We start from the raw sequence: 20821 nt of genomic DNA, 5'->3' as shown, positions 1-20821 counted from the left end.
AGTTCGACAGGAGCATCAAAGGCTGTATTGGCAACTTCATTGCCAAGATTAATCAAAGAGCGTCGGATAAACAGATCATAAATGACACTCCCATAATCTTTAGTATTAATGATTGTTACAGCTTCTTTAGCTAAACGCACCACGTAATTATATACAGTGATGTCACCAATTTTCGCATCATTTTCAACAAAGGGCTTAATAGTAATGGGATCTGCAACTTTTCCATTTTGAATAATTTGTGAAATGATATCAAAAAGCTTTTGATGCAACGGTTCAAAAAAGTGCTCTGCTTTTAAAAAATCAGAAACGCTATCAAGAGCATTATTATTGATAATGATAGCACCCAGCAAAGCTTTCTCTGCTTCAATATTATGGGGAAGTTGACGAAAAGAAGATTGTTCTTCTGTTTGAAAAGAAGGTAATTTAACAGCGTTCATTTTATTCATTATGATTTAAATTGATTTGATAAATGATAATTATAAATCACTGAATCTACAGTGTGAATCCCATTTTTATTTTACTTAACAGCTTGCTTTTTGATACGTTTTGTGCAATAAAGAGATGTTCTTTTATATTTCGGTTATTTCTTTTAATCGTTTATTTAGATCGCTAGCTGTTTTGATAATAAAAGCCGTATCAATTCATTTTGATGCGGTTTTTATGTATTAAGGCTTGCATTTTTACACGTTTTGTGTAATATACTTTAACATTTAAAATGTATAAGTTTCCAGTTGCAAACAAAAGCCGTGTCTTAAAAGGACGCGGCTTTTTTGCTATAAAGCAGCCCCCCGCCCCGTTATTTTATTTACGCTGCTTTTTCACTAATCTTTACAACGGTATCGTTTTCATAAATTTCACAATCTTCAGGAATTCCATATGCATAATAAGGGTTTTGTTCTGTATATGAATACTCATTTCTTTTTAATCTTGCATTGCCATGTACCAAACCTCTAATGGTGTGATAACCAGTCACTTTAGCATTGCCATAAACAGAACCATAGACCTTAACATACCCACCCACGCTAGCATTACCATAAACCTTGCCATAAATTTTTGAAGAGCTACTTACAACAGCATGATCATAAACCTCAGCCTTGCTATAAATGCGTGCACTTCCTGTTAATTTTGCATTCCCATAAACCCTTGCATATTGATAAACCCACACCTTATCAGAAAGATGCGCATTATCATAAACATGAGCTCCAAAATACACGCGGGTTTTATCATATACATGCGCATTGCCATAAACAAAACCACCAATGACAGCGTTGCCATATACTCTTGCATTTTCATAAACACGACCAGATTTTACAACACAAGCATTATCATAAACCCAGCAATTGCCATCATGAGAAAGGTTATCTTCCTTTTCAATAAAGCCGCCTAAATCACCAGCTTTAACATCAGCAAAGTCTTTTAAAGCACGAATGCGGTATAAAGTAATCCCTTTAACGTGACTTTCATTTATAAGCTCATATTTTTTAGATACAGTTTTAGTGGTCATAGGTAGCTCCCTAATCTAATATTCAAACAAATTTTTAAATGAAATGGTTATAAGGAGGCGCCCCCGCCGCGCCCGCGCCGTTATTTAAGCTGTTTTCCTATGAGGACGACACATAACAAAGCAAATTTCACCATAAGGAGAAAGGCGTTCTGTATAAACATTATTCATTGTGTCACCACAAATATTCTTAGTAACAATAGCCATGCCACATGCATTGGCATTTTCATAAACATGCACTTTACTTACAATTTTTGCACTATCGAAAACATGGGCATTATCATACACATGGGCATTGGCAAAAACCTTTGCTGAATCGTAGACGCGAGCATTACCATATACAAAACCACCAACACCTGCATTGCCATAAACCTGCGCATTTTCGTAAACACGACCAGGGCTCACAACAATGGCCTGATCACCAACCCAGCAATTACCATCATGGGAAAGATTTTCTTCAGATTCAATATAGCCACCAAGTTGACCAGCTTTAACATCACCAAAATCTCTTAACGCCTTAATGCGATAAAGTTTTTTACCCTCACGAAGAATTGTTTGATTGGTGAGTTGATATTTTTTTACAGAATTCTGCATAATAATTACCTCGTATTTTAACATTTTCATTGACACCCCTAAGGGCGCCGGGCGCTGAAAAACACGGATACGAGACCGTCGTTACACTTTCCCCTATGAAGGGTATTGTATAGTATAACCACACCCGGCAAAATCGTTATATGCCAATAAGAGCACAAAAGAAAGCCAGTATATTTTAAAAACATGGGAAGAGGTCGTTTCGTAACCTATCCGCTCGTATTACAGTGTTTTTCAAGCACTTGCCAAGCTTTCTAAACGAACCTTTCCTTAAAGTCAATACGTATTTTTTATTTTTTTCAATTTTTTTCATTTTGATACCTACCTAATTGAATACCAAGTGCTTTCTCTAGCTCTCTTTCTTTTTAATAGATGATTGTATCGCGTAAATGGACATGTTTATTAAACTGCGTGTATGCAACATGAGAAAGAATGAATAAACTAAAAAAAAGTACCAAAAAACGATATCTAAATACCAAAATACAGTATAACTATTTGGAAAAATTAAAACGACAAGTGCTAAACTTATTAGCTTTAAAAGTCTGTGCAAATACTGTTGTAAATCACGTGTTAATGTCTTCCAACCTGTTGTATCATCATCTTTATATTTTGGATTGTTCTGCAACTCAAAAGGAATATGAGAATTGCATAAAATTACAAAAATATTTGTTATTATTATCAAACCAAAAGATGCAAATATCAAAATACCTTGGATAAAATAGGGATTTTTTTTAATTTCTAAAAAGCATAAAAATATAAAAATTATAATACCAAACAAGGCTCTTAGCTGCTTATCTGTAAACATATTTATTTCCTGCGGTTTTTGATAATTTTTTGATCTCTTTATTGATCTCATCTATGAGAGGTTCGTAATTGAGAACGCTTTTCGGAATACCACCCCCATATATCCAAGCTTTCACTTGAGCCTTGGTACTGTAATCAACATTCTCAGGCATCTCATGATACTGACCACCGTCAAATTCTTCATATTCTCTTGTACCATCATCATATTCGTAAAGATTGTAAAAATACTCTGCTACCCCTAATCCCCATGGTGCATATCCAACCGCTGTTGCAACAAACTTTTTTCCCCCCTTCTGTTTACGTTTTCTTAAAAACATTTGGTTTAATATCCCCTATCTAAATCCATAACTTTACCAATGGGTTTATTTGCCTCAAAATGGACCGTACAGAAGCGTTTTTAATTTCAATGTGGTTTTTATCACAAAATCTTTAAATCGCTCTGTACGGTGCTTTTCTGCCAATTTAAACGCATATCTATTCTCAAAATCATCAGCAAACTTCACTACTTTGCTGTTTTTTTCGGATCCATAAGTGTCTTTAAGCGTAGATCGCTGTTGCAAGTTGATTGAAGCTTTCTGAAAGGTTATTTGCGAAATTGTTTGACGGTGGTTTATAACATGCGCTTTCATATAGTTTTTTCACTTCTGATTTTTTGTGTTTCTTAATTACCAATCCATATTCTGGATGCGTAATCCAATTATCCCAAGCGCTTTGCCAATCGCGTTCATTTGCATTTCGACATGGGTTGGATTTTGAAAAGCGTACAAATTTTTCAAATTCTGATAAGGCTTCATCATGCGTTAATCCTTGTTCAGTTGCGTATTGAAAATCGGGTTTGAAATCTTCTAGTATTCTTTCAACTTCTTGTTTTTCCCTTATTTTCTTTGTTCCTTCAAAAAAGTTTGCTTTCTCTGGAAAATAAGCAGGCATTATCTTATCAACGATTTCTGAAAGTTGTTTTCCAACCTTTTTAACTTTTCGTGAAGGCAATTTCTCAATCATCGCTTCGTCAATTTGCCATCGGTTGTTAGCTTTGTTTGAAGTGTTGGTATTTTGCTCGCGAATGATTGGTTGTTTGGTTTCTATCGTTTTGATTTGTTCTGATTGGCTTTCAACATCACACTCGATTGGCTCGTCAACCAAATCGTTTGTTTCTAAATTTTCAAAATCAATTTCTCTTTTTGATAAAATAATATTTTTATTTTTTTTGTTATTGTTATTGTTAATGTTATTGTGCATTTCCAAGCATTGCTCGTGCATTGCGTATGCATTGCTTGTGCATTGCTCATGCATTGCACGTGCATCATCATTACTTTTATCTTTGTTTTTATCCCATCTAGCTTTTGCTGCTTTTGAAGCCTTTTCCGAAGCTTTATCTAAATTCTCATTAGAGTTATTGAGTTCTTCCTCAACATCTAAATTCCACAAGCGACCATCTGCTAAACGAATGAGATATCCTTCTTCAAGCAAAACATTCAGTGCCGCTTCAAACTTCTTCACTGAATAACCAGTGTAATGAGATAAAACTTTAATATTATAAAAAAGAGGTTCACCAGTACGCAACATACGTAACCGTAATCGCATATAGATATTTCCCTCTACAGCAGGCAAATAATCAACAACAATTGCCCACTGGTCTGCAAAAAGCCTCGTCCATGGCAACTTAGTTGACATACTTCACCTCCCTTTCTTTATTATTATTGCAAGTGAAATTATCTAGCTCTTCTTCACTGAGACTGTTGAGTTCTTTTTCAACTTCTGAATTCCACAACCCACCATTGTCTAAACGTATGATGAATCCACCTTCAATCAAGGAATTCAAAGCTGCTTCAAACTCTTCTACTGGATAACCAACCCAAAAAGCTAATACCGTTAAGTCCTTTAAAATAGGTTCACCAGTATGGAGCATTAGAAGTCGCAACATGACATAGATACATTTCTCGGTCGGCGACAAACAACCAAGAGTAACAAGCCATCTGTCTGCAAAAAGCCTCGTCCATGGTAATTTACTGGACATACCCCAATTCCCTTTCTTTAACTAAATATAAAATTGCTAAAGCATCTGCTTCGTTATCATCTTTCGGATTGTGCCCTTTTGCACGCACCGCCTTAATCATCTCTTCTTTCGACGCATTCCCCTTGCCTGTCGTCGCTTTCTTAATCGTACTTACTGGTATCCCCTCATACGGTATCTGATGCTGTTCACACCACGCCGTTAACGTTGCTAACAAACCACCGTAAACATGCGCTGCATCTGTACCTTTATGACGCCTCACCTCTTCAAAATACACCACGTCAATTTGACCTGCTGTCTGTTTTATTTCTGATAGCCATTGTTTAAAACGCAAGTAACGCATTCCACCGCCTTCAAAACGGCGCGATTGAAAATTCACGGTACCACTGAACATGTCACCACTTGCACCACGTATCGCCCACCCTGTTTTGGTACCTAGATCAAAACAAAGAATTGTATTATTCATCACGTTTATGAAGCTCTAAAGCCATATTCCGCACTCCCAATAATAACGGAGTCGCTCCCATATTCTACGGTGCCAAGGTAGAGATGCCATGTATTGTTGTGGTGTTAACATAGACAATTTATAAGTCGTATTGGAAATGTAATTAAAGTTTGGAACTAGGTGATCACCACGTAATCTGCCGCCACCAAAAACAGCCCCTAAACCACTAATCCAACAATTACCTTCGTGACTGAGGTTCTCTTCACTCTCTACCCAGCCACCTAAATCACCTTTCTTTACTTTGCCAAAGCTTCTCAATGCTCGTATTCGGTGTAACTTGAAAGGACCGAGATCAACTGTATCGTCTGTAAGTTCGTATTTCTTTTTACTACTATTAACTAAATCACAACCACTAATAAAACCTGTATCAATCCATGCATCACCACACACACAGGCATTTTCACAAATTATTGCTGTACCGTATACATGTGCATTACCAAAAACTTGAGCATCAAAATAAACAATGGCATTGCCATAAACATGAGCGTTATCATAAACGTTGGCATTACCAAAAACCTTGGCTCGACCGTAAACCCTAGCACTACCATAAACCTTTGCATCGTCCCCAACCCAACAGTCTCCCTCATGACTTAAATTGCTTTCATTTTCAATAAAGCCACCTAAGTCACCTGCGTACACATCTCTAAAATTTCTTAAAGCACGTATACGATGAAGCGTAACTCCATTAACTTCGATTGTTTCATCAGTAGATTCATACTTCTTTTTAACTGTCATCTTATCCACTCCTCACTTACCCTTCTTCTTACTCTTCTTATTCTTATGAGGCGGCGCTTTTACTGCTTCATCACGCTGTTTAAGCTCTTGTGTTAGTCTTTGAATTTTCTCGTCACGTTCTTTAATCTCTTGCTTCAGTTGTTTAATTTCCTCGTCGTCACATTCTTCCATCTTTTGTTTCAGTTCTTCAATTTCCTCGTCGCGTAATTGCACATCTACTTCGAGTTCTTTAATTTCTTGCTTCAGTTCTTTAATTTCCTCGTCGTCACATTCTTCCATCTTTTGTTTCAGTTCTTCAATTTCCGTATCACGTGATTGAACATCTGCTTTTAGTGCCTGTATCTTTTCACTTTTCCGTTTAAACTCTTCTCGGTACGCATCTATCTTTTGCTTCAATTCTTTAATTTCCTCCTCACGTTCTTTAATCTCTTGCTTCAGTTGTTTAATTTCCTTGTCACGTTCTTCAAGATCCGCATCACATTCATCAATTGTCTGCTTGCTTTCCTTTAAATACCTAAACTCATTCTCTTTCATTTTTTTCTTAATATCTTGAACCTGCTCTTTAAGTGCTTTAACTTGGTTGCGATAATGCAATGCAATACGAAACATCACTCCGCTTAAGAGCAAAACTGAAACCACTGCTATCCATAAAATTTCATTCGAACTCATCTTTATCTCCTTAATGCTGTAAAGTTTCTCCGGTGTGATCAACACCGCAGCTCTTGCTAATTTTCGACAATGGGGGGTGTTGCTCTTGCATTAATCTCTGCAAGCGCTCGGGATAAAAAAAATCTTCTGGACGCAAATCTATCCCATGATCACGTGCGTAATTCAAAAGCATAATTTGGTATTTAGCTGGTATAATTCCGCCTTTACCCTCTAGTTTTTTTAAAGGATAAGTCCATTTATAAACAGCAGACACATGGCATTGAGAAATCAATGACACACGTTTCGCACCGCCTAAATATTTTATAATCGTACCTGCTGAATTTTTGATATTCATTTTAATTTCTCTATTTATCAAACGGGCATTTATTCGATTATAGAAAAAATGTCAACATTTTTTCTAAAATAGAAATGTTGATATTTTTTAAAACAATAGGAATATTGATAAGTATGGATATTCAAAAAGAAATAAAAATTTGGGCAAATGAAAAACTTAAAACAATGGGTCATGGGTCCCGAACTGAATTAGCTAAACATATGGGACTTCATACATCTGTTGTATCTAAGATGCTTTCTGTCGATGATGATAAAGAAAGTAGAAGCATATCTGCTGATGAACTCGTTAGATTAACTTCATTTTTTAAAGCTCTCCCCCCTCATTTTATACCCGATAATTGTGATGATTATTTTTTAAAATTATATTCCTCGGCAAAGCCAGAGCATAGAAAAGCCGTCATTTCTTTTCTGCGATCTTTGCAAGAAGAAGATGGAAAATAACCACCCGTTTTTGCTCATTTGTTAATGACGAAAATATTTTTAGAGCTTTTTTAGACTGCTTCATACAGAATTTTCTCCACATTGAAATGAAAATTAAATTACTTTTTTGTGTAGACTATTTGTCTATCACTAAAAAAATTTTTTTCTGTTTTAGAAAAATTATATTGACTTATTCTAAAATCGAAAATATGTTCACTCCATATCTTAGAAAATAACTTTTGCCAATAGGCAGTATGGAGGCATTTGTGAATAAACCAGTGTTTATAAATTCTGATGAAATTCTCTTAGTGATGTGCGAAAATGAAGAGCAAAATCTCGCTAAATCTGGTCCTTTCTTAGAAGAAAGTGACATGATAAAATTTATCGACCAAGCCGATAATGCTGTCCAAATTTTGCGTATTGAACCAACGACTAATCGTTGCGAAGATATCTCTGAAGATATTGCCGAATTCTATCTTAAAGAATGTGAAGAGCAGTGTTTCAACGGAAACATTCCTCACGATTTTATTCTACACAGCACAGCATACGGTTTTTTTTTAGATGATATAAAACAGCGCGAATATGATGATGCAATGTATGGTTCTTACGAAAAACAACACCGTTTGCGTCCTTGTGATGTGCTTTAAAAATTCTTAAGGGCGCATTTAAAAGCGCCCCCCTCTTTCCTCTTATTAAATTATCGGATGGAGTAAACTTATGAATAATCCTATCACTATTACAAATAACACCATTAACGAAGAAAGCGTTCAGACAGTCAATGCTCGTGACTTGCACGCATTCTTAGAAGCAAAACGAGACTTTTCCAATTGGATTAAGGACCGTATTAGCAGATACAATTTTATAGAAGGACAAGACTTTGTAAAAACACAAGATTTGCGGTCACCAAATTTGGCGAGCGCAAAATCTAGATCTGTTATTGCAATTAATTATCATCTCACCTTGGAAATGGCAAAAGAACTTTCCATGGTAGAGCGTAATGAAAAAGGAAAACAAGCCCGTCAATATTTTATTGAATGCGAGCGGCGTGCAAAGCAAGTTGTTACACCACAAATCGATTACTCAAGTCCACAAGTAATGTTAGGTGTATTAACTCATCTAAAAAATGAAAATGAGCGTAAAGACATCATCATTGAAGATTTAAAACCAAAAGCAATGGCTCTTGAAAGCTTACAACGCTCTGATGGGCTCTTCAGTCTTACTGAAGCCGCTAAAGTGCTCGAAATGCAACCAAAACAATTCATTCTCTTCCTACAGAAAAAAGGATGGGTGTATCGACGCACTTTCGGGGATCGCTTATTGCCTTATCAGGATAAAATCCAAAAAGGACTAATGGATTGTCCCACCATTACACTTCAAACCGCAAGTGGAATAGAAAAAGTCATTCCTTGCGCAAAAATCACAGCAAAAGGAATTGGTGTGTTGTCTCAAGAGATTAAAAAACAAAACATGCATTAAGGGAAATAAACCATGGAAAAAAAATACGAACTTACTGATGAAACAATTGAGTTTGATGGCAAAATCCTTCACCGCATTCGTGCACTGAGAGATTTGGGGGACGTCAAGAAAGGTGATCTTGGCGGCTATATCGAGAAAGAAGACAATCTAAGTCATCATGGTAATTGCTGGATTGGGGATTATGCAAAAGTCTATGGTAATGCCAAGGTTTTTGGTAATGCTAAGGTTTACGAAAATGCACAAGTTTACGGTTATGCAGAAGTTTACGGCAATTCTCGTATTTATGGCAAAGCAGAAGTTTTCGATGAACCATGCATTTACGGTCATGCAGAAGTTTACGGTGATGCACATATTTGCGGTGAACCGCACGTTTTTGATAATGCAGAAGTTTATGGCAATGCACAAGTTTACGAAGAGCCACACATTTACGATAGGGCGCGTGTTTACGGCAATGCGCAAGTTTGCGGTGATGCGCATGTTTATGGTCATGCAAAAATTTACGGTGCAGCATGTGTATGTTGGGACGACTGGATTGATGGCAATAAAAGAATCTCAACTGGAGAAAAGACCAGATGAAAAAATACGAATTTACTGATGAAAAAACTGTGTTTGATGGAAGAACTCTTCACCGAATTAGAGCATTAAGAGACTTTGGATATGTCAAAAAAGGTGACCTCGGCGGTTTTATAGAAAAAGAGAGCAACTTAAGCCATAAGAGAGACTGTTGGATTTTTGGCAATGCACACGTTTACGGTGATGCCAAAGTTTATGATGATGCGCGGGTTTATGGGAATGCACGCGTTTATGGCAATGCACAAGTTTTTGATTATGCCGAAGTTGGTGGTGCTGATGTTGGAGATAATGCCAAGGTTTTTGACTATGCGCGGATTTATGGGAATTCTGTTATAGGGAAAAGTGTACACGTTTACGGAAATGCTAAAATTTACAATCAAGCATATATTTGCTGTCGTGTAGACATTGCTGGAAATTGTAAAATTAGTGGCTCCACCGTAATCGTAGAACGTGAGAAATAGTAATCATGGAAAAGAAATATGAACTTACTGATGAAACAATCGAAGTTGGGGGCAAAACTCTCCACCGCATTCGTGCATTGAGAAGCTTCGGAAAAATCAAGAAAGGTGACCTAGGCGGCTTTATAGAAGGTGAGAGCAACTTAAGTCATGAAGGAGACTGTTGGGTTTATAATGATGCCATGGTTTATAGCGGTGCAAAAGTTTACAACAATGCCAAGGTATTTGATAACTCAAAAGTTTGTTATTTTGCAAATATTTATGAAAATGCAACAATTCATCATAACGCAAAAATATATGGTGGTCGTATTTTTGGAAAAGCACATGTTTACGAAAATGCAAGTGTTCATTGCAATGCAGAAGTGTATGGTAACGCACACATTTACGGAGATTCAGAGGTTCGTGGAGGCAGTATTATCACAACGAGCGAGAGAAGATAATTATTATGTATAGATATGAAATTAAACCTACTTTGTGTTCGCAGTTAGTTGTGAGAAATACCCACAATCCAGGTGAACTTTGTATAACGATCTCTGGAGATAAGGGCGAGCCCTATGTAGATACCATAATCTCTAAAGACAAAATAGATGCCTTCTTAAGTGAAGAGAATATCGTGCCAATGGAACTCATAGGATCGCAATGCTTTGCATTTTCATACGAATTCAGACCGTTTGCATGCACTAGATTTGAAATGATACCACCCAATTCAGATGAATCTTTCTTGTTGACGCTATATTCTGATCATTGTGCATATATAAAACGCATTCCAATTGATCGGATTGTACAACCTGTAAAGACAAAACTCTAACACCCCAAAACCAGCCTTTTAACACAAGCGTGATTCACGCCACGGGTGAATTGCGCGCAATGTAGGAAATCAAGATGAAAAATTCTACTTTTTTAAAAGAAATGGCAGAAAAATATGGATTTTCTGCTGAAGAATTTCGAGAAACAATCATAAAAACTTGTATTGGATATAAAAATGCTAATGTCATCACTGATGCAGAATTTGCCGTTTTTCTTTTTGTTGCCAATACTTATGGACTTAACCCTTTAACAAAAGAAATCTATGCACTCCCTAAAAAAGGCGGCGGCATCATACCCGTTGTTTCTATCGACGGTTGGATAAAGATCATCAAATCAAATCCTGACTTTGATGGCATGACCTTTCAAGATCAAATCAATGAGGATGGGAATATCATTGCTATCAAATGTGCTATTCGTCTCAAAGGGATTAAAGACCCTATCGAAGTCACCGAATATCGCAAAGAATGCGAACAAGACCACAGTGACCCTTGGAAAAAATACCCCGCACGTATGTTGCGCCATAAAGCCACTATACAATGTGCTCGCTATGCTTTCGGGCTTTCCGGTATTTATGAAGAAGATGAAGCAAAACGTATCAATGAAACAAACCATAACGTACAAACGAAGTTAGTTTCTTATGATGTGCTTACGCAAATCAAACAATTAATAAACATCACTCAAACAGAAGAGGAAAAAGTCCTTGAGTATGGACGAGTCCAAAAGCTTGAAGATCTTCCTGATGAAGTAGCACAAAGGATTTTGGATGTTTTGCAAAAGAGACAGCATGAAAAAGAACAATCTTTCCTACAACAAAAGCAAATAGAGGCGCCTATACAAGATGCCGAATATATTCACGTCCAAGATATCGAATATGGACCACAAGAACAAAGAACGGCGGTGTGAGATGGAACAAAGAACAGCAGAATGGTTTCAAGCGCGCTTGGGTAAAGTCACCGCATCTAATGTTTACAACATTATCAGTAAGACAGCAAAAGGATTGCCTACGAGCAAATATGAAGACTACAAAATCAAACTCATAACGGAGCGCTTAACAGGCGAAACAAGCCCTTATTATGAAACTGAAGATATGAGATGGGGTATCGAACATGAAGAAGATGCCTTGAGAGAATATGGCTTCATTTATGATGCCGATATAACAAAGTGCGGCTTTATCCAACACCCCACAATAGAAATGGCGGGGGCTAGCCCCGATGGTCTCATTGGAGAAGACGGTTTAATCGAAGTCAAATGCCCGAGATCAGTAACACATATGCGCTTTTGTATAGGTGACGAAATCAAACCAGAATATCACGCACAAATGCAATTCCAAATGGCTTGTACAGAACGAAAGTGGTGTGATTTCGTAAGCTATGATCCACGTTTTACGGGGGAATTCTTTCACTTGCGCATGAAAGTCAAGCGTGTTCTCCGTGATGATCAACAAATTGAACAGATCAATCAAGCTGTTGAAACCTTTTTAGCAGAGATAGAACGAGAGATAAAACAACTCTCAACAAAAGCTGCTTAACCTTATGGGGGTGTTTTGTTCCCCGCATATCTACAAGCACCCCCACCCTTCCTAACACTTTCAAGTAATGCGTGATTCACGCCACACGTGAATTGCATCTCAATGTAAGGAGAAAAGATATGGCGCCTCGTCCAGCTGCTATAACGCAACCAGCCATCGCACGCGCTTTAAGAGAAGCTAAAAAACAAGGTTGCGAACTCATAGAAATCAAACCTACCGGTGAACTGCTTATCTATCTTAAAGCAGATATTCCAATACCAAATTCAGTTAGCCACCCAGACAAACTTTTAGATTTGTCAAAGAATGAATATTACGAAACCGCACTCTCTAAGATGTAAAATACCATGCCTAAACCACGTCCTCCTCATCTCGTTAAACAAATTACTCAACATGGCAAAATTGTATGGTATGTACGTATTGGTCATGGCAAACGCATTAGAATACGCGGTACCTATGGAACGCAAGAGTTTGTTGATAACTACAAAAGCGCACTTGCCGAGTTACAAGGACTTATACTTCCTAAATCAAAAACCGGTAAACTTGTTGAAGGGTCATTTGCATGGCTGCTTAAACAATACTTTAACAGCGTTCATTGGCATAGCCTTGCTAAAGCTACGAAAAGACAAAGAGAACTTATCCTTATGAAGGTATGTGATGCTATAGGAAACATTCCATACAGAGAAATAAAGAAATCACATATTACAGCGGGTGTTGAACGCCGCAAAGAAAAACCAACAGCTGCCCAAAATTTTCTAAAAGCACTTAATGGACTTTTTAATTGGGCGATCGATCAAGAACTTCTGGAGAATAACCCAGCTTTAGGAATAAAAAGACCTCCTCTCAACAACAAAGATGGATTTGCTGTTTGGACAGAAGAAGATGTTGAAAAATATTATCACCATTGGTCACATGGTTCACATGAACGCGTCTGGATTGATGTTCTTCTTTACACGGGTTTGCGTCGTGGTGATGCGGTCCGCATTGGTTGGAACGATGTCAAAGATAATATCATTCATCTCAAGACAGAGAAAAGTAAATTCCAAACAGATGTTTTTCTACCCATTTTGCCTGAATTAGCAGAAACTCTAAAAATTGGTCCTATTGGAAATGAAACATTCATTTGCGGAAAAAACGGAAATAAACTCGTAAAAGAAAGTTTTGGCAACCTTTTTCGTGAAGCTTGTAACGTAGCGGGAATCAAAAAATCAGCACATGGCTTAAGAAAATTAGCAGCAACACGCGCCGCTAATTCAGGTGCAACAGTATCACAACTCAAGGCAATTTTTGGATGGACCGACGACAACATGGCATCTCTTTATACAAAAAGCGCAGATCGCAAAAGGCTAGCTATAGAAGCGATAAAAAAGCTCCAAAAAAAATGAGGGATAGTGCTATAAAAAACATTAATGGAATCAATAATGATAAATTTCCCCCATATCGCAATAACTCATTTATTTTATTTAAAATTATTGAAACTCTTTTGGGCACCAAATTTTATCTTTAATGTATTGAAATATATATATATTTTTTTCTTTAAAGAGCTGTTTTTAGACCACCCTTTACGGTTTATACAACTTTATCTAATTTACTCCTATTTGTTCCTTATTTTTCTTTGGAATGAAGGCTAAGATCTCTTTTTTTCTCCACCTCACTGCTCTCCCTAGCTTATATGGCTCCGGAAACAACCCCTGAAGCACCCAATTGCGAATCGTTGTTGTGGATACACTAAAAAGCTGTGCACACTCACGTGTCGTTACATATCTATCTCCATCATCAAATATCATCTCATTACCTTTCTCTTTTTTATGTTAATTAAATGGGTGGGGGGCTGGAAGGCATGTGAAGCACTCCAACTTTTAAAAATCTGCAAGTTTATTTTTTAGATGTGTTCAATTTCATATTTCCAATCAGGCAATTGAGTAAGAGCTAATGCGAGTTGTCCTCTATGACACATGCATACATTGGCTTCAAAACAGGTGATTGCAACGCGCTTTTTGTTTAAAAAAATTTGATATAATTTGTTTATTGCACAAGAATTATTCTTGAGAGTTGTATTTCGATAATTTTTAAAAAGGCGGTCATAATCTTTTTGTGTTTTCAAATTTCTTCGTTTTTCAGAGGCAATTCCAAGTTCAGGCATATGCATATATTCAATATCAATGTTGCTTACAGCTTGCTCTAATTGTCTTTTTGAAAATCCGTGTTTTCTACTTATTGGATTTTTACGAACATCACATAAAGTTTTGATATTGTTTTCTATGAGACAACTAAGATAATTCTCAAGGGACCTACCTTCATAGCCAATGGTAAAAAAACAAAATTCCTCATCTTTAGCAGGCTGTATGATAATATGTTCGATGTTACACACGTTTAATTTCCTTATGTGAAAGGGTGGGGGTGCTCGTAGATATGCGGGGAACAAAACACCCCCATAAGGTTAAGCAGCTTTTGTTGAGAGTTGTTTTATCTCTCGTTCTATCTCTGCTAAAAAGGTTTCAACAGCTTGATTGATCTGTTCAATTTGTTGATCATCACGGAGAACACGCTTGACTTTCATGCGCAAGTGAAAGAATTCCCCCGTAAAACGTGGATCATAGCTTACGAAATCACACCACTTTCGTTCTGTACAAGCCATTTGGAATTGCATTTGTGCGTGATATTCTGGTTTGATTTCGTCACCTATACAAAAGCGCATATGTGTTACTGATCTCGGGCATTTGACTTCGATTAAACCGTCTTCTCCAATGAGACCATCAGGGCTAGCCCCCGCCATTTCTATTGTGGAGTGTTGGATAAAGCCGCACTTTGTTATATTGACATCATAAATGAAACCATATTCTCTCAAGGCATCTTCTTCATGTTCGATACCTCATCTCATATCTTCAGTTTCATAATAGGGGCTTGTTTCGCCTGTTAAACGCTCTGTTATGAGTTTGATTTTGTAGTCTTCATATTTGCTCGTAGGCAATCCTTTTGTATTTTTATTGAGTATGTTGTAAATGTTTGATGCGATGACTTTCCCTAGACTTGCTTGAAAATCATTCTGCTGTTCGTTGCTCCATCTCACACCGCCGTTTGTTGCTCTTGTGATGGGAGCGATTGTAGAGCTTTTTCTTTTTGAATATTTTTTCTTCTTTCCAAATGCCCCAAAACCAATTCTGCTTTTTCACAAGACATATCTGTTAGTTTTCCTGCTTCTGCAAAATAGAGAAGACTAATTTCATTTGTCCCTGTTTCTTTAATTAATTATTCGATTTGCTTTATCTGTTTAGAGGAAACTTTTTGATTATTTGTATCGCCTTCTTTGGTTCGCGGTTGACCATCTGTATCGTCTTCTTTACTTGCTACATTAAGAAGCATGCCTAACAGGTATCTCCCGTAGGTAAGTGTAAAACCAACTGATCGTATGCTATTTTTAGAGCCTGTACTGTCAATTGGAAATGTTCCTTCTGTTGAGATTTGATTTCCTGAAGGATGAGACAGAATTATTTCTATGGTAACGTTTTTTTTCTGTTTAATGTTTAATATATTTGTATTTTGCAAGCCCGTCCTTTACAGCATCAATGTACTGATCAAGCATAGCGTATTTGCTGTTTGTATGGGTGATTGTAGAGTTTTTTCAATATTTTGATATTTTGTTTGCATAGCCGAAAGATCACGGACAAAGTTTTGGCGCTCTTGTCGTTCTATTTCTTTTTCTCTTAAATCAAGAAGACGCTTTAAGCGGTCAATACTGACGTCACTTTCTAAGGCTTTATTTAAAATACATTCCATAGCAGTTTGTTCGACGGCTAAATGATGTGTTTCTTCAATTTCTATTAGGTTAGTGTTTTGTTCACTCATTTTGATTTCCTCCATTACGCGCAATTCACGTGTGGCGTGAATCACGCATGTTTTAAAAGGCTGGTTTGGCTGTTAGAAAGGGCTTATACGCTCTGTCTTTTCCTAGGGATATGTTCGGGCTTTTCTATTATAACTAATATGTGTGTTGCTTGAAATACATGTGTTACCACATACAACAGCATCACCACCAATATGAGCTTTTTCACAAATATTGCATTGCCGTGAATTTCGGCTATTCCGTAAACTTGCGTATTATCGAAAATATGTGCATTGGATTCAACACAAACGTTTCCAAAGTCTCTCAGTGCACGCATGCGACGAACTGGGCGACGATAGAGAATGTCTATTTCATCAGTAAATTCGTATTTTTTTCCATGGTTTATTGCCTCTCGCCCTTTGTGATGATTTCATCATTGATGATCTCTGCGTTTCCCTGAATAAAGGCATAACCATGGATTTTGGCATTTCCTCCAATTTTTGCTCTGATGGAAATCAATGGACTGTCATAAATTTTAGCTTTTCCACTAATAAATGCAACACCAGAAACCTGTGCATTTTCGTAAATTTGTGCATTGGCAAAAACACGAATATGTCCAAAAATCTGCGCATTGCCAAAAATATTAGTTCCTCTGGTAACAGATTCACTACCAAAAACACATGCATTTTCATAAATACCAGAAATGTTATCAATATAAACATCACCAAAAACCTTGGCATAACCATAGACTTTTGCATCATCACCTACCCAGCAATTACCATCATGACTGAGGTTGTCTTCTTTTTGTATAAAGCCGCCTAGGTCGCCTGCTTTAATAGCATCAAAATCTCTTAAGGCTTTAATTCAGTGAAGAGTTTTTCCAGCAAACTCTATTGTTTCATCAGTCATTTCGTATTTCTTTTCCATGATTGTTGCTCTTAATGCATGCTTTATCTTTATAAGCTCTTGAAACTGTAAACCAATGCCTTCTGCTGCTGGTACAACTTTTTCTATTCCATTTGCGGTTTGAAGTGGATGGTCGGACAATCCATAAGTTGCTTTTGGATTTTGTCTTGATACGGTAGCAAATTTCCACCTGCTGCTCGTCTGTAAAACCACCCTTTTTGCTGTAAGAAGAGAATGAATTGTTTTGGTTGTATCTCGAGTATTTTAGCGGCTTCTGTAAGACCGAAGAATCCGTTGTGACGTTGCAAACTTTCAAGAGCAGCTGCTTTGGGTTTAAGGATACCCACTTCACTTTTTAAAGTCTCTAATTGTGTGACACTTTCTAAAAGCAGTTTTTTCACAAAGAGAGAGTCTTCTAAAGCGTTTGCAAGGTCTAAAGGTTTCTTTGCACGCCGTTCACATTCAATAAAATATTGACGGGCTTGTTTACCTTTTTCATTACGCTCTACCATGGCGAGCTCTTTTGCCATGTCTAATGTGGGGTGATAGTCTATGGCTGTAACAGCTCTAGATTTTGCGCTCCCCAATTTTGTGGACCGCAAATCTTGTGTTTTTATAAAATCACTTTCCTCTTCAAATTCATATTGATGAATACGATCCTTAATTCAAGTAGAGAAATCTTTCCCTATTTCCAAAAATTCATGTAACTCACGTGCGTTGACCGTTTGAACGGTTTCGTGTTTGATTGTATTGTGCTGGATAGCAATAGGCTTTTCCATTACGAACCTCATGTTGATGGGATTGATGAATGAAAGGGGGCGGCGCTTTTAAATGCGCCCTTCAGAATTTAAAGCACATCACAAGGATGCAAACGGTGTTGTTGTTCGTAAGAATCATACATTGCATCGTTATATTCATGCTGTTTTATATCGTCTAAAAAAACGTATGCTGTAATGTGTAAAATAACGTCATGAGGTATGTTTCCGTTAAAACACTGTTCTTCATGTTCTCTAAGATAAAATTCTGCGATATCTTCAGATATATCTTCGCAGCTCTTTTAAGAAGGATTGATGCGAAAGATTTGGATTTCATTATTTGCCTCGTCAATAATTTTTAGAACTTGGCTTTCATCCAGAGGTCCTGACCGACCAATGTTTTGATCATCATCGTATACAACTAATAAAATTTCATCAGAATTTATAAGAATTGGATTTTCCATAATTTCTCCTCTCTAACGCCTCTTGGCAATTGTTTGTGCGTGGTTTATGGATACCAATGTAGCGATTTTGAAAAATTTTTTTAAAGTAATAAACTAAAGGCTTGCTTGAAGAGAAGTATAAAAATATTAATTCATATTTTGGCTGGCTTAATCCAGTCGATAGGTGCACACCATTCTAATTCTACATCTACGATATCGACATATTTTCCATTTATACTGGATAAAACCCATTTCCCTTTTTCTTTTCCGAAACGTAATACTTTGATGTAAACTTTTCCACATTTAGTTTTTATGATAGCGCGGTTGTTAATAAGATCTTCTGATAGCAAATGATAGGAATAAAAAAGAAGACTTCCTTCTTCAATGGCTGGAAACATAGAATCACCTACCACGCGAACAGCAACAGTTCCTTTAGGAGCAGATGGCGGGGCTTCTACTTCTTCTAGACAACCAGAATCTATTGCGATTATTTCTCCTCCGGCTCCTACAGATCCGATCAAAGGAACTAAGTGATTAGTGGGAATAGAAGCACCTGTAAGCTTTGATATTTCTAATAATTCTCGAGCAGAAATATCTCTTGTTCCTTTTAGCATTTTATTGACGGCAGCACGATCTATTGAGCGACCTAAAGAAGCGGTTAGCTGTCTTGAAAGCCCTAATTGGCTTAATCCAGCTTCAGATAAGGCATTTTGTAACCATTGCGAGATACTTATTGTCATATCTTTATTGTAGGTACGTTGTATACAATCGTCATTTTCTAATTTAGCAACATGTAGTTTCATTATAAATTTTCCTTCTTGATATTGTTTTTATAATCGCTACATAACGTGCTGTGAAACAATTTTCGGAAATAATAAATCTGGTAGGTGGGGTTCGTAGGGTAGTATCTCAGCTGCTTGGGGTTCATAGAACACGCGTGTATGCCTGGCTCCGTCCTATATCAAAAGGTGGAACTGGTGGGAGAATTCCAACAAAACATATCCCAATTCTTTTGAATGAAGCCAAAAGAATTGGAGCACCGATTAAGGCAGAAGACTTTTTCTCGTTTTTTTATAGGACGCAATCATGTGATTCTAAATTATCTTCACAATCTGCTTTTATTGCTGCTTCTACAGATAGTAATGAACATCAACAGCATCATTCACACTCTTAAAAAAGCATTAAATAAAGAGATCAAATTAATAGATTACGCGTCACCATGCGCACGCATAAATACGTAGAGCCTTAAGGGGGATTATGATCACTACCGCACAAACTATTTTATGTCTTGATCTAGGGACCAAGACAGGCTGAGCGATCGTGGTGCAGATGGTCACATAACAAGCGATACAGAAGATTTTCAATCACGCCGTTTTGAAGGCGGTGGTATGCGTTATTTACGCTTTAAACGGTGGCTCACTGAACTAAAGAGGTCCGTTGATGAAATTGACGCGGTGTATTTTGAAGAGGTGCGCCGGCATGTGGGTACAAACGCTTCTCATATTTACGGAGGCTTTCTAGCAACCTTAACAGCGTGGTGTGAACATCATCAGATACTATATGAAGGCATTCCTGTTGGCACAATTAAGAAGGCAACAACAGGAAAAGGAAATGCCTCAAAAGAAGAAATGATTTAGGCGGTGTGTACAAAAGGACATACGCCTAAAGACGACAAAGAAGCAGATGCTTTAGCAATTTTATATTTAATGCAAGAAGAGGGTATACATGTCCAATAAATTACCGTGGACGGAGGCTATTTGCAGATAAATGGATTCTTGATCTTGCTTGTTTATTTCCCTTTGAGTGCAAAGTTTACATAAAGTTACGCTTGCAAATGCTTTATACTGGAAAACCACTTTTAAATAATATGAAGGTCCGGGCTGATTACACTGGCTGTTCAGTAAAAATGTTCATGAAAGCGTTAGAAGTTTTAATAAGCACAGGTCATATCGAACGTTTAGACGATGGGTGTTTATGGAGTTTAAAAGTTGAAGAAGAACTCAATAACTCTAATGAGAGTTTAGAGAAGGTATCGAAGACGTCACGGTCAAAGACGTTATCAGAGAGAGCAAAGAAAGCAGCGTAGGCAAGATGGGATAAACATACAAATGATGCTTGTGATATGCTTAACGATGCTAAAGTAATGCTTAATGATGCCCATATATAACATAAACAATAACAGTTATAATAAAAAACTAATACTATCGTATTAGCAAAAAAGAAATTTGTTCTGAAAATTTAGAAACAAACGAACAGGTTCATGAGTCAATAGAGATTCATGCTTGCGGAAGCTAACCAGAGCAAATCACAACGGATGTAGAAAACCAACCTCCCAATCACAAGCAAAAGAACGTTCCCCAAAAAGCAAAGCGGACTAAATCAAAAGATGATTTTCGCTTACCTGAGGATTTTGAACCTAATTTGCAATACGCAATCGATAAAGGCTAACCCATGATGAGGCGCTGTTAGAATTCGAACGGTTC

At 37.1% G+C, this 20821-nt stretch carries 28 protein-coding genes and 4 pseudogenes; 14 read left to right on the top strand and 18 right to left on the bottom strand.

Features of this window, described 5'->3' with window-relative positions:
• From ACFINW_RS08645 to ACFINW_RS08595, 11 genes are all read right to left on the bottom strand, one after another.
• Positions 1 to 437 (bottom strand): DnaB-like helicase N-terminal domain-containing protein (locus ACFINW_RS08645; RefSeq protein ID WP_375674179.1); only part of this gene is annotated, 437 nt, incomplete at its 3' end.
• Between the two features lie 368 nt (positions 438 to 805).
• Positions 806 to 1504, bottom strand: a complete 699-nt coding sequence (locus ACFINW_RS08640) for a hypothetical protein (protein WP_375674177.1) — start codon at positions 1502 to 1504, stop codon at positions 806 to 808.
• Positions 1505 to 1588: 84 nt separating this feature from the next.
• Entirely contained in the window at positions 1589 to 2095 is a 507-nt protein-coding gene (locus tag ACFINW_RS08635; protein WP_120100860.1) for a hypothetical protein, read from the bottom strand.
• Positions 2096 to 2441: 346 nt separating this feature from the next.
• The gene (locus tag ACFINW_RS08630) at positions 2442 to 2897 is read right to left on the bottom strand and encodes a hypothetical protein (protein WP_375674175.1); all 456 of its coding nucleotides are present in this window, start codon (positions 2895 to 2897) and stop codon (positions 2442 to 2444) included.
• Positions 2884 to 3213 (bottom strand): hypothetical protein, encoded by a 330-nt coding sequence (locus tag ACFINW_RS08625; RefSeq protein WP_375674173.1) that lies wholly within the window; start codon positions 3211 to 3213, stop codon positions 2884 to 2886. Before ACFINW_RS08625 ends, ACFINW_RS08630 begins: the two co-directional genes overlap by 14 nt.
• A 220-nt stretch (positions 3214 to 3433) precedes the next feature.
• Positions 3434 to 4570, bottom strand: coding sequence for a hypothetical protein (locus ACFINW_RS08620; RefSeq protein ID WP_375674171.1), 1137 nt, complete (start codon positions 4568 to 4570; stop codon positions 3434 to 3436).
• On the bottom strand, positions 4560 to 4913 hold the full coding sequence (locus ACFINW_RS08615; protein ID WP_375674169.1) for a DUF1376 domain-containing protein: 354 nt from the start codon (positions 4911 to 4913) through the stop codon (positions 4560 to 4562). The genes ACFINW_RS08620 and ACFINW_RS08615 overlap by 11 nt, the downstream gene beginning before the upstream one ends.
• Positions 4903 to 5376: a crossover junction endodeoxyribonuclease RuvC gene (locus ACFINW_RS08610; RefSeq protein WP_375630580.1), complete on the bottom strand. Its 474-nt coding sequence runs from the start codon at positions 5374 to 5376 to the stop codon at positions 4903 to 4905. Before ACFINW_RS08610 ends, ACFINW_RS08615 begins: the two co-directional genes overlap by 11 nt.
• A gap of 15 nt (positions 5377 to 5391) precedes the next feature.
• On the bottom strand, positions 5392 to 6150 hold the full coding sequence (locus ACFINW_RS08605) for a hypothetical protein (RefSeq protein ID WP_375674167.1): 759 nt from the start codon (positions 6148 to 6150) through the stop codon (positions 5392 to 5394).
• Between the two features lie 12 nt (positions 6151 to 6162).
• Positions 6163 to 6819: a hypothetical protein gene (locus ACFINW_RS08600; RefSeq protein ID WP_375674165.1), complete on the bottom strand. Its 657-nt coding sequence runs from the start codon at positions 6817 to 6819 to the stop codon at positions 6163 to 6165.
• Positions 6820 to 6829: 10 nt separating this feature from the next.
• A complete protein-coding gene (locus ACFINW_RS08595; RefSeq protein ID WP_375630470.1) occupies positions 6830 to 7153 on the bottom strand; it encodes a hypothetical protein in 324 nt (107 codons plus the stop codon).
• A gap of 113 nt (positions 7154 to 7266) precedes the next feature.
• On the opposite strand from ACFINW_RS08595, the gene ACFINW_RS08590 reads away from it, so the two are divergent.
• The 10 genes from ACFINW_RS08590 to ACFINW_RS08545 all read left to right on the top strand — a co-directional run bounded on the left by ACFINW_RS08590 (position 7267) and on the right by ACFINW_RS08545 (position 13796).
• Positions 7267 to 7593 carry a hypothetical protein gene (locus ACFINW_RS08590; RefSeq protein WP_273721234.1) on the top strand — a complete coding sequence of 109 codons (327 nt, stop codon included), beginning with the start codon at positions 7267 to 7269 and terminating at the stop codon, positions 7591 to 7593.
• Between the two features lie 245 nt (positions 7594 to 7838).
• Positions 7839 to 8219 carry a hypothetical protein gene (locus ACFINW_RS08585; protein WP_375621921.1) on the top strand — a complete coding sequence of 127 codons (381 nt, stop codon included), beginning with the start codon at positions 7839 to 7841 and terminating at the stop codon, positions 8217 to 8219.
• 70 nt (positions 8220 to 8289) lie between these two features.
• Positions 8290 to 9048: an antA/AntB antirepressor family protein gene (locus ACFINW_RS08580; RefSeq protein ID WP_375613785.1), complete on the top strand. Its 759-nt coding sequence runs from the start codon at positions 8290 to 8292 to the stop codon at positions 9046 to 9048.
• 12 nt (positions 9049 to 9060) lie between these two features.
• Positions 9061 to 9624 carry a hypothetical protein gene (locus ACFINW_RS08575; RefSeq protein WP_375674163.1) on the top strand — a complete coding sequence of 188 codons (564 nt, stop codon included), beginning with the start codon at positions 9061 to 9063 and terminating at the stop codon, positions 9622 to 9624.
• Positions 9621 to 10082 (top strand): hypothetical protein, encoded by a 462-nt coding sequence (locus tag ACFINW_RS08570; protein ID WP_375630466.1) that lies wholly within the window; start codon positions 9621 to 9623, stop codon positions 10080 to 10082. Before ACFINW_RS08575 ends, ACFINW_RS08570 begins: the two co-directional genes overlap by 4 nt.
• A gap of 5 nt (positions 10083 to 10087) precedes the next feature.
• Complete coding sequence (locus tag ACFINW_RS08565; protein WP_375613788.1) at positions 10088 to 10519, top strand: hypothetical protein; 432 nt, start codon at positions 10088 to 10090, stop codon at positions 10517 to 10519.
• A 442-nt stretch (positions 10520 to 10961) separates the two neighbouring features.
• Positions 10962 to 11789: a recombinase RecT gene (locus tag ACFINW_RS08560; RefSeq protein ID WP_375674161.1), complete on the top strand. Its 828-nt coding sequence runs from the start codon at positions 10962 to 10964 to the stop codon at positions 11787 to 11789.
• A gap of 1 nt (position 11790) precedes the next feature.
• Positions 11791 to 12414 (top strand): lambda exonuclease family protein, encoded by a 624-nt coding sequence (locus tag ACFINW_RS08555; RefSeq protein ID WP_375674159.1) that lies wholly within the window; start codon positions 11791 to 11793, stop codon positions 12412 to 12414.
• Between the two features lie 119 nt (positions 12415 to 12533).
• Complete coding sequence (locus tag ACFINW_RS08550) at positions 12534 to 12752, top strand: hypothetical protein (RefSeq protein ID WP_375630827.1); 219 nt, start codon at positions 12534 to 12536, stop codon at positions 12750 to 12752.
• Positions 12753 to 12758: 6 nt separating this feature from the next.
• Entirely contained in the window at positions 12759 to 13796 is a 1038-nt protein-coding gene (locus tag ACFINW_RS08545; protein ID WP_375671950.1) for a tyrosine-type recombinase/integrase, read from the top strand.
• Between the two features lie 198 nt (positions 13797 to 13994).
• Here the strand turns inward: ACFINW_RS08545 and ACFINW_RS08540 are convergent, their stop codons facing one another.
• The 5 genes and pseudogenes from ACFINW_RS08540 to ACFINW_RS08520 all read right to left on the bottom strand — a co-directional run.
• Positions 13995 to 14198, bottom strand: a complete 204-nt coding sequence (locus tag ACFINW_RS08540) for a helix-turn-helix transcriptional regulator (RefSeq protein ID WP_375641030.1) — start codon at positions 14196 to 14198, stop codon at positions 13995 to 13997.
• Positions 14199 to 14293: 95 nt separating this feature from the next.
• The gene (locus ACFINW_RS08535; protein ID WP_375674157.1) at positions 14294 to 14782 is read right to left on the bottom strand and encodes a DUF488 family protein; all 489 of its coding nucleotides are present in this window, start codon (positions 14780 to 14782) and stop codon (positions 14294 to 14296) included.
• A 69-nt stretch (positions 14783 to 14851) separates the two neighbouring features.
• Positions 14852 to 15476, bottom strand: a pseudogene (locus ACFINW_RS08530) (lambda exonuclease family protein).
• Between the two features lies 1 nt (position 15477).
• Positions 15478 to 16257: pseudogene (locus ACFINW_RS08525) on the bottom strand (ERF family protein).
• A 937-nt stretch (positions 16258 to 17194) separates the two neighbouring features.
• Positions 17195 to 17805 (bottom strand): annotated as a pseudogene (locus tag ACFINW_RS08520) (phage antirepressor KilAC domain-containing protein); the annotation flags it as partial.
• Between the two features lie 166 nt (positions 17806 to 17971).
• Between ACFINW_RS08520 and ACFINW_RS08515 the strand changes: the two are divergent.
• Positions 17972 to 18094: a hypothetical protein gene (locus tag ACFINW_RS08515; RefSeq protein WP_375641031.1), complete on the top strand. Its 123-nt coding sequence runs from the start codon at positions 17972 to 17974 to the stop codon at positions 18092 to 18094.
• Positions 18095 to 18197: 103 nt separating this feature from the next.
• Here the strand turns inward: ACFINW_RS08515 and ACFINW_RS08510 are convergent, their stop codons facing one another.
• A complete protein-coding gene (locus ACFINW_RS08510) occupies positions 18198 to 18359 on the bottom strand; it encodes a hypothetical protein (RefSeq protein ID WP_375621638.1) in 162 nt (53 codons plus the stop codon).
• A gap of 131 nt (positions 18360 to 18490) precedes the next feature.
• Positions 18491 to 19141: a S24 family peptidase gene (locus tag ACFINW_RS08505; RefSeq protein ID WP_375641032.1), complete on the bottom strand. Its 651-nt coding sequence runs from the start codon at positions 19139 to 19141 to the stop codon at positions 18491 to 18493.
• A 50-nt stretch (positions 19142 to 19191) separates the two neighbouring features.
• Here ACFINW_RS08505 and ACFINW_RS08500 point away from each other — a divergent pair, with 50 nt between their 5' ends.
• From ACFINW_RS08500 to ACFINW_RS08490, 3 genes and pseudogenes are all read left to right on the top strand, one after another.
• A complete protein-coding gene (locus ACFINW_RS08500) occupies positions 19192 to 19512 on the top strand; it encodes a hypothetical protein (protein ID WP_375641033.1) in 321 nt (106 codons plus the stop codon).
• Between the two features lie 83 nt (positions 19513 to 19595).
• Positions 19596 to 20074 (top strand): annotated as a pseudogene (locus ACFINW_RS08495) (crossover junction endodeoxyribonuclease RuvC).
• Positions 20075 to 20250: 176 nt separating this feature from the next.
• Entirely contained in the window at positions 20251 to 20424 is a 174-nt protein-coding gene (locus ACFINW_RS08490) for a hypothetical protein (RefSeq protein ID WP_375612544.1), read from the top strand.
• Positions 20425 to 20821: the final 397 nt, after the last annotated feature.

The organism is Bartonella sp. AA18HLJMS (assembly GCF_042197245.1).
Classification (GTDB): Bacteria; Pseudomonadota; Alphaproteobacteria; order Rhizobiales; family Rhizobiaceae; genus Bartonella.
This window is presented reverse-complemented; position numbering and strand designations above follow the sequence as displayed.